This window comes from Devosia sp. ZW T5_3 (assembly GCF_044987315.1).
GTDB lineage: Bacteria > Pseudomonadota > Alphaproteobacteria > Rhizobiales > Devosiaceae > Devosia.
Genome location: NZ_JBJDRE010000003.1, coordinates 217,325 through 231,299, shown reverse-complemented (window position 1 = coordinate 231,299; position 13,975 = coordinate 217,325). Strand labels below are relative to the sequence as shown.

12 protein-coding genes are annotated in these 13,975 nt (G+C 62.8%); 8 read left to right on the top strand and 4 right to left on the bottom strand.

What is annotated here, in order from left to right; all coding sequences use genetic code 11:
* Positions 1-47 precede the first annotated feature (47 nt).
* The 5 genes from recN (at position 48) to ACI3KW_RS05260 (ending at position 6,597) form a co-directional block, all read left to right on the top strand.
* Entirely contained in the window at positions 48-1,718 is a 1,671-nt protein-coding gene (gene recN / locus ACI3KW_RS05280; RefSeq protein WP_404847219.1) for a DNA repair protein RecN, read from the top strand.
* 154 nt (positions 1,719-1,872) lie between these two features.
* Complete coding sequence (ligA, locus tag ACI3KW_RS05275; protein ID WP_404847218.1) at positions 1,873-4,083, top strand: NAD-dependent DNA ligase LigA; 2,211 nt, start codon at positions 1,873-1,875, stop codon at positions 4,081-4,083.
* An 18-nt stretch (positions 4,084-4,101) separates the two neighbouring features.
* Positions 4,102-5,376: a hypothetical protein gene (locus ACI3KW_RS05270; protein WP_404847217.1), complete on the top strand. Its 1,275-nt coding sequence runs from the start codon at positions 4,102-4,104 to the stop codon at positions 5,374-5,376.
* A gap of 20 nt (positions 5,377-5,396) precedes the next feature.
* Complete coding sequence (locus ACI3KW_RS05265) at positions 5,397-5,864, top strand: DUF3828 domain-containing protein (protein ID WP_404847216.1); 468 nt, start codon at positions 5,397-5,399, stop codon at positions 5,862-5,864.
* 244 nt (positions 5,865-6,108) lie between these two features.
* Positions 6,109-6,597 carry a hypothetical protein gene (locus ACI3KW_RS05260; RefSeq protein ID WP_404847215.1) on the top strand — a complete coding sequence of 163 codons (489 nt, stop codon included), beginning with the start codon at positions 6,109-6,111 and terminating at the stop codon, positions 6,595-6,597.
* A 446-nt stretch (positions 6,598-7,043) separates the two neighbouring features.
* Here ACI3KW_RS05260 and ACI3KW_RS05255 read toward each other — a convergent pair whose 3' ends face one another.
* Complete coding sequence (locus tag ACI3KW_RS05255) at positions 7,044-8,864, bottom strand: aminopeptidase P family protein (RefSeq protein ID WP_404847214.1); 1,821 nt, start codon at positions 8,862-8,864, stop codon at positions 7,044-7,046.
* A 204-nt stretch (positions 8,865-9,068) separates the two neighbouring features.
* Here ACI3KW_RS05255 and ACI3KW_RS05250 point away from each other — a divergent pair, with 204 nt between their 5' ends.
* Entirely contained in the window at positions 9,069-9,200 is a 132-nt protein-coding gene (locus ACI3KW_RS05250) for a hypothetical protein (protein WP_262166763.1), read from the top strand.
* A gap of 144 nt (positions 9,201-9,344) precedes the next feature.
* Here ACI3KW_RS05250 and ACI3KW_RS05245 read toward each other — a convergent pair whose 3' ends face one another.
* Complete coding sequence (locus ACI3KW_RS05245) at positions 9,345-10,229, bottom strand: 50S ribosomal protein L11 methyltransferase (RefSeq protein WP_404847213.1); 885 nt, start codon at positions 10,227-10,229, stop codon at positions 9,345-9,347.
* Positions 10,230-10,330: 101 nt separating this feature from the next.
* Between ACI3KW_RS05245 and ACI3KW_RS05240 the strand changes: the two genes are divergently transcribed.
* Together ACI3KW_RS05240 and ACI3KW_RS05235 are read left to right on the top strand one after the other, a co-directional pair.
* On the top strand, positions 10,331-10,792 hold the full coding sequence (locus tag ACI3KW_RS05240) for a DUF5680 domain-containing protein (protein WP_404847212.1): 462 nt from the start codon (positions 10,331-10,333) through the stop codon (positions 10,790-10,792).
* A 15-nt stretch (positions 10,793-10,807) separates the two neighbouring features.
* The gene (locus ACI3KW_RS05235) at positions 10,808-11,098 is read left to right on the top strand and encodes a putative quinol monooxygenase (protein ID WP_404847211.1); all 291 of its coding nucleotides are present in this window, start codon (positions 10,808-10,810) and stop codon (positions 11,096-11,098) included.
* On the opposite strand, the gene ACI3KW_RS05230 is transcribed toward ACI3KW_RS05235, so the two are convergent.
* Both ACI3KW_RS05230 and ACI3KW_RS05225 read right to left on the bottom strand, forming a co-directional pair.
* Complete coding sequence (locus ACI3KW_RS05230) at positions 11,095-11,412, bottom strand: heavy metal-binding domain-containing protein (RefSeq protein ID WP_262166770.1); 318 nt, start codon at positions 11,410-11,412, stop codon at positions 11,095-11,097. The two genes, ACI3KW_RS05235 and ACI3KW_RS05230, sit on opposite strands and share 4 nt — an antisense overlap.
* A gap of 100 nt (positions 11,413-11,512) precedes the next feature.
* Entirely contained in the window at positions 11,513-13,852 is a 2,340-nt protein-coding gene (locus ACI3KW_RS05225; protein WP_404847210.1) for an ATP-dependent helicase, read from the bottom strand.
* Positions 13,853-13,975 lie beyond the last annotated feature (123 nt).

Sequence of the window (13,975 nt, the reverse complement as noted above, 5' to 3'; positions counted from 1 at the left end):
AAGCTGTTGCCGCTCGATGTTCTGGCGTCTTAGGGACTAGTCCGCGCATGCTGAACGCGCTTTCGGTTCGCAACATCGTCCTGATCGATCAACTCGATCTCGCGCTGGATGGCGGCATGACCGTGCTGACCGGCGAGACCGGGGCCGGTAAATCCATTCTGCTTGATTCGTTGACGCTGGCTCTGGGCGGGCGGGGCGATGCTTCGCTGGTGCGCACTGGCTGCGATAGCGGGCAGGTGGTCGCCGTGCTGCAATTAGCGCAGGATCATCCCGCGCGTGCCGCCCTGCGCGACAATGCCATTCCCGATGATGAAGACATAATCCTGCGCCGCGTGCAGTTTGCCGATGGCCGCACCCGCGCCTTCATCAATGACCAGCCGGTCTCTGCGGCGCTGTTGCAGCGCGTGGGCAGCCAGATCGTTGAAATCCACGGCCAGCATGATGATCGCGCACTGGTCGATGTCGCCACTCATCGCGCCGCTCTCGATGCCTTTGGCGAGCTGGAAAAGCCGGTAGCCGCCGTGCGCGATGCCTGGCAGGCGCTGACCGAAGCGCAGGAAGCCGTTGCCGAGCAGAAGGCTCTGGTGGCCGAAGCACTCGCCGCCGAGGAATATGCCCGCCATACCGTCGAGGAACTGAGCAAACTCAAGCTGGTACCCGGCGAAGAAGCTGAATTGGCCGATCGCCGCCAGCAATTGCAGCAGGCCGAAAAATCGGCTGCCGACGTCACCGAGACCGATGAAATCCTCAATGGGCCCTCTGCCCCCGCGCCGGCCCTGGCGGCCCTGATGCGGCGCCTCTTGCGCAAGATTGATAGCGGCGGCACCCAGTTCCAGCCCATTGTCGATGCGCTCGACCAGTCCCTGATTGCTCTGGACCGCACCAGCGATGCGCTCGAAGAGCTCAAGCGCGAAATGGCCTATGATCCCGGCGAACTGGAATCTGTCGAAGAGCGCCTGTTCTCCTTGCGCGCTGCCGCCCGCAAACACCAGACCACGCCCGAAGGGCTGATCGAGGTGCTGGCCAAATACACCGCCGACCTCGAAACCTTGCAGAATGGCGAAACCAAGCTGGTGGCGCTGACATCAGCGGAAGCCAAGGCGATGGAAATCTATCGCAAGGCGGCCGAAACGCTCAGCACAGGTCGCGCCAAGGCCGCCATTGCGCTCGGCAAGGCGGTCGGGGCCGAATTGCCCGATCTCAAGCTGGGTTCGGCCAAGTTCATCGTCGATCATCAGGTCGACAAGCACCGCATCGCCGCCGCTGGCTTCGACCAGATCGCTTTCCATGTGCAGACCAATCCCGGCACCGCCGCCGGCCCCTTGCTCAAGGTGGCCTCGGGCGGCGAGCTCAGCCGGTTCCTCCTGGCGCTCAAAGTGGTGCTGGCCGATCGTGGCTCGGCCCCGGTGCTGATCTTTGACGAAATCGACACGGGCGTCGGTGGTGCTGTCGCCGATGCCATCGGCCGCCGCCTGGCGCGTCTCGCGGGCAAGGTGCAGGTGCTTGCCGTCACCCACGCCCCCCAGGTGGCCGCCCGCGCCCAGCGCCACCTGCTCATCGAAAAGCAGGCGGTAGAGGAGGGCGCCTTCGTGCGCACCCACGTCAAGCCGCTCGACATCACCGCCCGCAAGGAAGAAGTCGCCCGCATGCTGGCCGGCGCCAGCATCACCGACGAAGCCCGCGCCGCCGCCAGCAAGCTATTGAGCGAAGTGGGGTAGGATACCCCCTCCTAGCCTCCCCCTGAAAAGGGGGAGGGACAGATCGTGCTTGGGGCCAGATTGTGCCTTTCCACCGGGCGGTTCCTCCCCCTATCAGGGGGAGGTTAGGAGGGGGTATCCTCTTCATGCCAGTAACGTTGCCGCCGAGATCCTGATGACCGACCTATCCACCAAACCCGTCGACGAGCTCACCGAGCCGGAAGCCGATGCCGAGCTGGCGCGTTTGGCTGCGGCCATTGCTGCCGCCGACATTGCCTATCACCAGAATGACGCGCCCGAGATCACCGACGCGGCTTATGACGCCATGCGGCGCCGCAATGACGCCATCGAGGAAGCTTTCCCCCATCTGGTGCGCGAGGATAGCCCGTCCATGTCGGTCGGCGCGCCGCCCGCAGAGGGCTTTGCCAAGGTGCGCCACGCCGTGCCGATGCTCAGCCTGGCCAAGGCCTATACCGACGAGGACGTGGTCGATTTCATCACCCGCGGCAAGCGCTTCTTCGAGCGCGATCGGGATCTCGACATCGCTTTCACCGCCGAGCCCAAGATCGACGGGCTGTCGGCCTCGTTGCTCTATGAGAATGGCGTCTTCGTGCGCGGCGCCACGCGCGGCGACGGCGCGGTCGGCGAGGACATCACGGCCAATCTGCGCACCATCAAGGACATTCCGCAAAAGCTCAAAGGCTCGGGCTGGCCGGCCAGCATCGAAATCCGTGGCGAAGTCTATATGACCTATGCCGAGTTCCAGGCGCTCAAGGCCCGCTCGGCGGCGTCTGGCGGGCAGGATTATGTCAATCCGCGGAACACCGCCGCCGGCTCGCTGCGCCAGAAAGATGCCTCGGTCACCGCCAGCCGCAATCTCAAATTCTTCGCCTATGCCTGGGGTGCTACCACCGAGGATCCGGCAGCCACCCAATATGATGCGGTGCAGAAATTTGCCGAATGGGGCTTTCAAGTCAGCCCGCTCATGGTACGCGCCAAATCGGTGGACGAGCTCATCGCGCAATACCGGCTGATCGAGGAACAGCGCTCCTCGCTCGGCTACGATATCGATGGCGTCGTCTACAAGGTCGACCAGCTCGAATTGCAGCGCCGCTGGGGCTTCGTCACCGGCGAGCCGCGCTGGGCCGTGGCGCATAAATTCCCGGCCGAACAGGCGAGTACAACGGTCAAGCGCATCGACATCCAGGTTGGCCGCACCGGCACCCTGGCCCCGGTGGCGCGGCTCGAGCCGGTCACGGTGGGCGGCGTGGTGGTGGAAAATGTCACGCTGCACAACGAGGATTATATCAAGGGCTTTGACAGCAACGGAATGCCGATCCGCGAGGGCGTGGATATCCGCATCGGCGATACCGTGGTCATCCAGCGGGCCGGGGACGTCATTCCCCAGATCGTGCGCGTGGTGCTGGAAAAGCGCCCGTCCGACGCGGTGCCGTACGAATTCCCGCATGAATGCCCGGTCTGCGGCTCGCCGGCGACGCGCGAGATCAACGAAAAGACCGGCAAGGAAGATTCCCGCCGCCGCTGCACCGGCGAATTGATCTGCCCCGCCCAGGCGGTGGAAGGGCTGCGCCATTTCGTGTCGCGCGGCGCGCTCGATATCGAAGGGCTGGGCGCCGAGAATATCGAGCTGTTCTTTTCCAAGGGCCTGGTGCGGACGGCGGCCGATATCTTCACGCTGCACGAGCGCCGCCCCGCCGTGCAGCAGGCTTTGGCCGAGCGGCGCGAGGAACAGGCCAAGCTGCGCGAAGCCGCCTCGGGCAAGACGCGCAAGAATGTCCGCAGCGTCGAAGATCGCAATTATGAGGGCCTCGACAAGCTGTTCAAGGCCATCGACGAGCGCCGCGAGCCCGAGCTGGACCGCTTCATCTTCGCCCTGGGCATCCGCCATATTGGCGAAACCACCGCCTCGGTGCTGGCCCGCACCTTCTCGACGATGGAAGAGCTGATCCGGGTCGGCAAGGAAACCGCCGCAGCCGAGGACCCCAAGGCCGTGTTCCCGTCCGTCGACGGCATTGGCGGCACGGTGATCGAGGCGCTGGTGGATTTCTTCGGCAATGAGCGCAATGACGATGTGCTCGAGCGGCTGCTGCAGCAGGTTCACCCCAAGTCCCATGTGGTCAATGTTTCCGCCGACAGCGTCGTCGCCGGAAAAACCGTGGTGTTCACCGGTTCGCTCGAAAAAATGTCACGATCCGAAGCCAAGGCTATGGCCGAACGGTTGGGTGCCAAAGTCGCCGGCTCGGTATCGGCGCAAACCGATATCCTGGTGGCCGGTCCCGGCGCCGGCTCCAAGCTGAAGAAAGCTGAAGAGCTGGGCGTCGAGGTGATCAGCGAAGACGATTGGTTCGAGCGGGTCGGCAAATAGGCCCGCGAGGGAGGATTGATGAAGCAGTTCCTGGTGCTGGCCGCCCTGGCCGGTCTTGCCGTGCCGGCCATGGCGAGCGAAGCGGGTGATCTGGCGCGCGACCAGCTCTATGCCGGCAATGCCGCGCAATCCATTCCCGCTACGAGTGAGGATTGCGATGGCGGCAACCAGGAGGCCTGCTTTGCCCTGGGTCTGTTGACCCTGGTCGGTGCCTATGAGGGCTTCGCGCAGGATCTCTACCGCTATGGCGCTACCGTCCCCGGCACCACGGCCGCCGGCATGCTGTTCGGCCTGGGCACGCAGCAGGACCTCGCCCCCGCCAATCCAAATCCCGAACCGCTGACCTATCTGGGCCTGCGCACCGTGCTCGGAGATTTCCTTCTCGATCTCGACGCAGCCCGCGCCGCCTTCGAAAAAGGCGGGGAAGCGGGCGACTATGTCCTCACTATCGATCCGCTCAAGGTGCGGGTGGATTTCAATGGCGATGGCAAGCATGACGACGGCGAAACGCTCGCGACGCTGCTCAATAGCGTCGGTGAATTTGCTGATATTCCCGCGCCCGATGGCCCGCCGCCCGGCAAGACCAAGACGCCGCCCACGCCCCAGGATACCAGCATCGGCTTTGACCGCGCCGATTCGCTCTGGTTCGCCGGCTACAGCCAGGTCGCCGCCGCGCCGATCGATCTGATCCTGGCGCATGATTTCTCCGATTTCTTCAATGCCTATCTGCACCAGGTCTTCCCCAAATCCGGCCTGCCGATGCAGGATTATATGAGCGGCGGCGTGCTGTTCCTCGATGCCAATAGCGATGCCGGCATTGCTGACATGGTCGCGGCCATCCACACCATGAATTTCCCCGTGCTCGACACGGCCCGTCTCGCCGGCGTGCTCACCCGCCTCAAGTCGATCACCGCCTTGTCCCGCAAGAACTGGGACGCCATCCTGGCCGAGACCGACGACAACCGCGAATTGGTGCCATCCCCGAGCCAGACCCCGCTTTTCCCCGATATGCCAGTGACGCAGGAAACCGTCGATGCCTGGATGGCAACGCTCGACACGGTTGACGAAGTGCTCGATGGCAACCTGCTGGTGCCCCATTGGCGCTTCAAGCAGGGCTTTGATCTCAAAGCCTATTTTGAAACCACCACCCGCACCGATATCATCATGCTGCTCACCGGCTCCGGTGCCCTGCCTTATCTCAAGGACGGGCCCATTGCCGATGCCGCCAGCTTTGCCGAGGCCAATCGTGTCTTCGGCACCAATTGGCTCAATTACGCCTTCTGGTTCAACTGAGCCCACTCTGGAGAATGAAGATGCGCCTCGTCCCCCTGGCCGCGAGCCTGTTCCTTGCCCTGACAAGCCTGGCCACCGCGCAGACCTATGACACGCCGCAAGACCTGCTCGAGGCCTTTTACGCGCCCTATATCTCGGGCGAATTCTACGAGGACGAGACCCCGTTCCGCTCCGCCGCGCTGCAGGCGCTCTACGATGCCGATGCGGATTCCACCCCGGCGGGCGAAATGGGCGCGCTGAGCTTTGATCCCTATATCGACGGGCAGGATTACGAGCTGACCGACCTGACCATTGGCGAGCCGCAGATCGATGGCGACACGGCCATTGTCGATGTCGATTTCCGCAATTTCGACCAGCCCCAGCAGCTGACCTATGATCTGGTCTTCGAAGACGGCGGCTGGCGGATCGACGACGTGGTTTCCAACAATCCGGAAAACCAATACCGCCTCAGCGAAATCTTCGCCGACGCGGCAAGCGCCACCAATTAGCTGGCGACCCCAGAAGACCTCATGGTGAGCTTGTCGAACCACGAGGTCGAGCGAGTGGAGACTAGAGTGCCACGACCTCGTCCTTCGACAAGCTCAGGATGAGGTCTACTGGAACGTCTCGTCCGGCCAGCCTTGCCAAAAGTTAATCTCCCCGCCGCAAATCGGCCATGGCGCGATCACGACCGCGCCGCGACCGACCGCTAGCCGTGGACCAATCGAGGCGCGAGGAAAAATGATGCGATTGATGGCAGGTGTGCTGGCTGCGGCGATGTTGCTGCCCATGGCGGCAGGGCAGGCGGCCGAGGCATTCAGCGATCCCAAGGCGCTGGTCACCGCGATTTTCGACGGCTATGGCCCGGGCCGCACGGCGGGCGATCCCACCGCCTATTATTCGCCCCGCCTCAAGGCCATTTTCGATCAGGCCGTCGAAAACAAGGTATTCACCGACGACAATGCGATGAAGGGCGAGCAATTCACCCCCGCCGCGGTGTTCAATCCATTCCTGCCCGACGCCAATGCGCTGCTGTTCGATCTCGCCATTGGCGAACCGACCACGCTGGATGATCGCTCGGTGGTCAATGTCAGCTACCACAATTTCGACCAGCCCCGCCTGCTCAGCATCGCCATGGTGCGCGAAAACGGTAATTGGCTGGTCGACGACGTGGCCTCGCTCGGCAAGGAAGACCACTGGCTGCTGAGCTGGGCACTGACCTACGACCAGCTGGGGTTTTAGGGCGCGAAGCTAACACCACCCACGGCGCCATTCCCGCTTTCGCGGGAATGACATTGCGGTTTGTTGAGCGATCCGTGGCGCAATCCCACCGCTTGGAAGTCCTCAATCCCTCCTCCCCACCGCTCTCCGTCGGGCTCGACCCGAGGGCCACTCGCCGCAACCACATGCTCTGTGCTGTCCCGAGCCGAGGGAAAGCGGTGGTTATGTCGTGATTTTTGCAAATCACCCACGGTGTCATTCCGGCGTAGGCCGGAATCCATGCTGAAGGCCATCCCGGCGCTGGACGTGTGCGGGTCGCCACGGACATGGATTCCGGCCTGCGCCGGAATGACATTGTGGTTGATTGGGAGATCTGGGACCCTATCCATCCCCACCCATCGGGCTCACCCTCCCCTTAATGGGGAGGGCCAGGGTGGGGTGAGATGAGAGCCCCGATGCCCGGCCCCTCAAACCGCCGCAGTCGCCCCCTTCAGCCACTCCTTCACCGCGCCTGTCACTCCTGGCCCGATCTCTGCCCACACCCGCTGGTGATACGCATTGAGCCAATCGCGTTCACCCGCCGTCAGCATCCCAACATCCACCAACCGCCGGTCAATCGGGGCCAGCGTCAGCGTCTCGAACTCCAGGAATCCCGGCTTGGCGCTCTCCACCACCACGATCAGGTTCTCGACGCGGATGCCGTATTCGCCGGTCTTGTAATAGCCCGGCTCGTTGGACAGCACATTGCCCACTTCGAGCGGCAGCGTATAGCGCGAGGAAATCCCGATCGGGCCTTCATGCACGCCCAGATACGCCCCCACGCCGTGCCCGGTGCCGTGATTATAGGTCACCCCATCCTGCCACAGGAATTGCCGCGCCAGCACATCGAGCTGGGCGCCCGACGTGCCTTTGGGAAAGCGCGCCATGGAAACGGCCATCATGCCCTTGAGCACGCGGGTAAAGCGGTCGCGTTGTTCGTCTGTGGCCGGGCCCGTCGCCATCGTGCGGGTAATGTCCGTCGTGCCCGACAGATATTGCGCCCCGCTATCGACCAGCATCAGCTCGCCCGGCTTGAGCACCCGGTCGGTCTTGTCGGTCACCCGGTAATGCACGATCGCGCCATTGCCGCCCGCGCCCGAAATCGTGTCGAAGCTGGCATCCACACAAGTCTCGTCTTCCCGGCGAAAGGCCTCCAGCGCCGTGACGATGCCGATTTCGGACAGCGTGCCCGACGGCGCCTGGTCATCGAACCAGGCGAGGAACTTGGCCAAAGCCGCGCCATCGAGCTTGTGCGCCTCGCGCATGCCGGCCAATTCGGCCTCGTTCTTGCGCGATTTGGGCAGCAGCACCGGGTCACGCTTTTCGATCAGCGCCGCGCCCGCGCTCTTGAGCGTCGCGGCAATGGCTTCGGGCGCTGTCGCCGGATCGATCAGCACCGCCTTCTTGTCCTTGCCCAGCTTGGCCAATGCATTGGGCAGGTTCTTGCTGCTCACCACCTTGGCCACGCCATCAAGCGCCTTGCTCAGCTCCGGCGTGATCTTGGCCGGGTCGAGATAAAGCGAGGGTTCCCCCTTGCGCGGCACGACGGCAAAGCCCAGTACGAAGGGCGTATTGGGCACGTCGCGCCCGCGAATATTGAACAGCCAGCAGATCGATTCCGGCAGCGTCAGCACGGCCGCGTCGGCGCCGTCCTGGCTCAAGCTCGCCTGAATATCGGCAATCTTGTCCGGCGCGGTCTTGCCGGCCCGGTTGTGCCCGAGCACTTCGATGGCGCTGACCGGCGCGCCGGGCCGATCGTTCCAGATTGCGTCGATCAGATTGGGGCCGGGCATCAGCTTGGCCCGTTTGCCCAGCTTGGCCTGCAGATCGCGGATTTCGCCCGGTGTATGCAGCCAGGGATCGTAGCGAATGGTGCCGCCCTTGGGCACATAATCACCGATCTCCACCGGCAACCCGCCTTGCAGCACTTCGTGCACACTCACCTTGGCCGTATCGGTCTGCGCCGGCGCCTGCAATGTGTAGCGGCTATCGACGAACAGGCCTGCCTTCTTCTTCCCCACCATGGCAATGCCGGCCGAGCCGGTAAAGCCGGTGAGATAGGCCAGCCGCGCTTCGCTGGCGGGGACCGATTCGCCGCGATGGGCATCGGCACGCGGCACCAGGAACCCGTCGACCCCCGCCTTGGCCATGGCCGCCCGTAGTGCCTTGAGCCGGGGCGCGACATTTTTGGGGTCGGCCTTTTCCTCAAAGCTCTGGAAGATGGCTGGCGGAAAAGTCTGGTCGGTCATGGCGTCGTTCCTGTTCGGCTCACGCGACACCTTAACCAGAGGTTGCCGCGCTGCGAAGTCTGAACGGCAAATTAACGTGGTGGTAACGGGGCTTGCGAAACTGACATGGCTGGCTTGCCGTTTGCCCCCTAACCAAAGCCGGGGGGAGGGACTAGATAAGCTCCTGTCGACGGCAATAGATCGCCGACATGCATGGAGACTGAGATGACCGAGAGCAAGAATGATTTCCGCAAGGCACTGGGAGCCGTTATCGACGCCCGTGGCCGCGAGTCGAGCCGTCAGGTCAGCTATCGCATGCAGCACCAGCTGATCGGCGCATTCACAAAGCGCCCGTAAGGCCGCTGCAGTTTACTGCTGACGATCTGATTGATCCCCGGACGCGAGTTCGGGGATTTTGCTTTTCTGGGGCCTGAAACCGCCAAGTGCTAGTCTCGATGCTAACAGTCCGCTAGCACGAGCGGCAGGAATGCGCACCTTGCGCTAGCGCATTTCGAGGATCAGCGTGGTCCAATCCTTGCGCTGCAGCTTCTCGATCAGGATCATGCCCTGGCGCTGATAGGCATTGATCACGCCCCGCGCCTGATGCTGCAAAATCCCCGACAGAATGATCGTCGCGCCGCGCCCGGCAACCCGCCCCATGGCCGGTGCCAGTGCCGTCAGCGGCCCGGCCAGAATATTGGCCACGATCAGGTCATAGGGCGCATTGCCGGCAATGGTCGGATTGGTCAGCCCGGTCGCCTCGATGCCGATGATGAATTTGCCAACGCCATTTTGTTGAGCATTTTCAATGGTGGTCGTCACCGCAATGGGGTCGATATCGCTGGCAATAACCGGCAGCCGCAGCCGCTTGGCCAGGGCAATCGCCAGAACACCGGTACCAGTACCAACGTCGAGCAAAACCCGCGGCCGGCGGCGCTTGAGCACCTTGTCGATGGCCTCAAGGCACCCCGTCGTCGTCTCATGGTGCCCGGTGCCAAATGCCTGCGCCGCGTCGATCCGCATTGGCGTCAGCCCGCCCGGAATGGGGCCGGTCTCGTGGCTGCCATAAACATAGAAGCCACCCGCGATCACCGGGACCAGACCCTCCAGCGATTTAGCCACCCAATTGAAATCGGGATCGATTGGCGAAACGGAAAAATCGACTGCCCCACCAAGGGTTTGCCGGGCCAGCTCAGAAAATGATTCAAGATCGGGCGGGCTGTCGCACGTGGCCTCGAAAAACCATTCGCCCGTCTCTTCATTCTCATGCGCCGAAGCGGTCAGCGCCAGGTCGTCCCGCTCCATCACGGCATCGACCAGGGCATAGGCCTGTTCTTTGGTGAGCGGGGCGGAGAGCTGGTCGACGGACATGGGCAGGGCTTTCATTTAATCGGCCCCTTGTTGCGGCAGCGGCCGAAACAAGTCAATGCGCCACGATTTCCTTGACGAATACCAGGCATTCGTTCATGCTTTGTTCGGGTGGAAAAATGGATTTGAATGCGCTCAATGCAGTCGTGGTGGCTGCCAAACAGGCCTGTTACGTCGGCGGCGGCGAAAAATCCGCGTCGAGCCGGCAGGGTTCGCATGATCTGGTCTGGTCGCAAGGGCCATGGCGCTATCGCGACAGCTATTTCGGCGGCACCGATTTTTTGGGGCAGGAAACCATCTGGCTCGATGCCGAGCCGGTCTGGGCCATGAATTATCATGGCTTCATCCTGCGGCCGGACCTGATCGATGCGCAGCGGGCAGGGGAGACCATCAAGGTCGCGCTGTCGGCCATGTATGCCGAGGGGCGCTTTCTCGGCGGTTTTACTTGGGTTGGTCCGCACGGGGAATACGTGGATAAGTCCACAGGGGCTGTCGATCTGTTCTCTGGCGAAGAAACAATTTATTGTTCTGGAACAAAGGGTTATGGCTTGCGTTACAGCGGTGGTCTGATCAAGCCTTAGCGGAGGAGATGGGCAATGTACGGTCTGATCGGCAAGATGCTGGCGGCGCCCGGCAAGCGCGAGGAATTGCTGGCCATCATGCTGGAGGGCAATGGCGCCATGCCCGGTTGCATCAGCTATGTGATCGCCCGCGATCCGGCGAGCGAAGACGGCATCTGGATCACCGAAGTGTGGGACAACAAGGATAGCCATGGCGCCTCGCTCCAATTGCCGCAGGTGCAAGCAACCATTGCCAAGGCCAAGCCGCTCATAGCCGGCTTTGGCGAGCGGTTTGAAACCGAACCGTTGGGCGGGATTGGGCTCTAGAACCTGACGGCTGTGCCGGACACGGACACCATCAGCATGGATCCGCCCTGGCCGACGACTTCATAGTCGATGTCGACACCCACCACCGCATCGGCGCCCAGGCGCTTGGCTTCGGATTCCAACTCGCTGAAGGCCTGGCGGCGGGCATCGCGCAGCGTCGATTCATAGGCACCGGCGCGACCGCCCACGATATCGCGAATGCCGGCGAACAGGTCTTTGAAGATATTGGCGCCGACAATGACTTCGCCGGTGACGATGCCCAGATATTCGCGGATCTGGCGGCCTTCCAGCGTGGGCGTGGTGCTGACGATCATTGCTCGGTTTACCTATTAACCTGGGGTGCGCTCGAAGTTGTAGCAGAGCACAATTGGGACGAGAAGGCAGAGGACGGCTTGGCCAAAAGGAGCGAGTGTCTCACCCCTTCTTGATAAAGCTATCCAGGACCTTCTTGCGGCCGGTTTGCTCGAAGTCGATGGTCAGTTTGTTCCCCTCGATCCCGGCGATCGCGCCATAGCCGAATTTGAGGTGGAAGACGCGTTCGCCGAAGCTGAAGGCGGATTTGTCGTTGCCCAAGTCGACCGAGCGGGCGACGAGATCGCCGTCAATGGTCATCGGGCCGCCGCCCTTGCGGCTCGCCTGCTGGGCGCGGGCGCGCTGCCAGCCGGGGGTTTCGTAGACGCTTTCGAAGGGGTCGGCCTTGTTGAAGCGGCTGGTGGCGCCCCCGCCATAGCCGTAGCCGCCATAGGAGGAGCCGGTATCGGTCACCTCGACGGCATCGGCGGGCAATTCATCGAGAAAGCGCGAGGGAATGGCCGATTGCCACAGGCCATGGATGCGGCGGTTCTGGGCGGCGGAGATACGCACGCGTTTGCGCCCGCGGGTGATGCCGACATAGGCCAGACGCCGCTCTTCCTCGAGCCCGGCGCGGCCGCTTTCGTCCATCGAGCGCTGGCTGGGGAAGGTGCCTTCCTCCCAGCCGGGCAGGAAAACCGTGTTGAATTCCAGCCCCTTGGCCCCGTGCAGGGTCATGATGGTGACGGCGTCGCTTGCCTCGGTGCTGTCGCGGTCCATCACCAGGGCGATGTGTTCGAGGAAGCCACCAAGGGTGTCGAACTCTTCCATCGAGCGGCTCAGTTCCTTGAGGTTTTCCTTGCGGCCCTCGGACTCCACCGACTTGTCGGCGCTGAGCATGTCGGTATAGCCGCTCTCCTCCAGGATCCGTTCGACCAGCTCGAAGGGTTTCAAGGTCTGGGCGTGGAACGTCCAGTCCTCGAACTGGGAAACCAGGCTGCGCAGGGTCGTGCGCTGCTTGGGTTTGAGCTCCTCGGTGTCGACCAGCATGCGGATGGCTGAGAGCAGCGGCACGTTGGCCGCGCGGGCGGCGCTATGCAGCAACTGCACCGTCGAGTCTCCGAGGCCGCGCTTGGGGGTGTTGATGATGCGGTCCAGCGCCAGGTCGTCGGCCGGCTGGGCGACAAGGCGCAGATAGGCGATGGCGTCGCGGATTTCCTTGCGCTCGTAAAAGCGCGGGCCGCCGATGACGCGGTAATTCAGCCCCAGCGTGATGAAGCGCTCTTCAAATTCGCGCATCTGGAAGGAGGCGCGGACCAGGATGGCCATGGAATTGAGGCTCTCGCCAGCGCGTTGATATTGCTCGATTTCTTCGCCGACCGTGCGGGCTTCCTCCTCGGAATCCCACACCTGGGTGACGGAAACCAGCTCGCCGCTTTCGCCCACATCGGTCTGCAGCGTCTTGCCCAGGCGGCTTTCATTGAAGGCGATGAGATTGGAGGCAGCCTTGAGGATATTGGAGGTCGAGCGGTAATTGCGCTCGAGCTTGATCACCTTGGCACCCGGGAAATCCTTCTCGAAGCGCAGGATATTGTCGACCTCGGCGCCGCGCCAGCCATAGATGGACTGGTCGTCGTCGCCCACCACGCAGATATTGGCTTCGCTGGCCGGCTTGCCCTGGGCGAGCAAGCGCAGCCAGAGATATTGGGCGACGTTGCTGTCCTGGTATTCGTCCACCAGCATGTATTTGAACTTGCGGTGGAATTCCGCCAGCACGTCAGGGTTTTCCTTGAACAGGCGAATGCATTCGAGCAGCAGGTCGCCGAAATCTGCGGCGTTGAGCACCTTCAGGCGGGCCTGGTAATCGGCATAGAGCTTGGCGCCGCGGCCATTGGCATAGCCGCCACTTTCGGCCGGCGAAACGTCCTTGGGCAGCAGGCCCTTGTTCTTCCAGGCATCCATCATGCCGGCAAACTGCTTGGCGGGCCAACGCTTCTCGTCGATATCCTCGGCGGCCAGTAATTGCTTGATGAGCCGGATCTGATCGTCGGTATCGAGGATGGTGAAACTGCTGGTCAGACCCACCAGGCCCGCATGCTGGCGCAGGATGCGGGCGCCGATGGAGTGGAACGTGCCCATCCAGGGCATGGCCTCGAGGCGGGGAACCAGCTTTTCGATCCGCTCCTTCATCTCGCGGGCGGCCTTGTTGGTGAAGGTCACCGACAGGATTTGGGACGGCCAGGCGCGATTGGTATTGATGATATGGGCAATGCGCGTCGTCAGCACGCGGGTTTTGCCGGTGCCGGCGCCGGCCAGTACCAGCAGCGGACCATCAATGGTCTCCACTGCAAGCCGCTGTTCCTCATTGAGGCCATCGAGATAGGCAGGCGTTTCCCGCCGGCCGAATTGGCTGGTGATCGACCCGGCAGGCGGGCGTTCGGTATTGTTGGTATTGCCGGGCATCTAAGGCCTTTCCATCACGTCGCGCCGGGAGCTGGCTGCGCCGTGGGGGTATTGACGAATCTTCTTTTGTTCACGGTGCAATATAGGTGGCGCGGGGCTCGCTGTATAGAAGAGCGCGGCGTC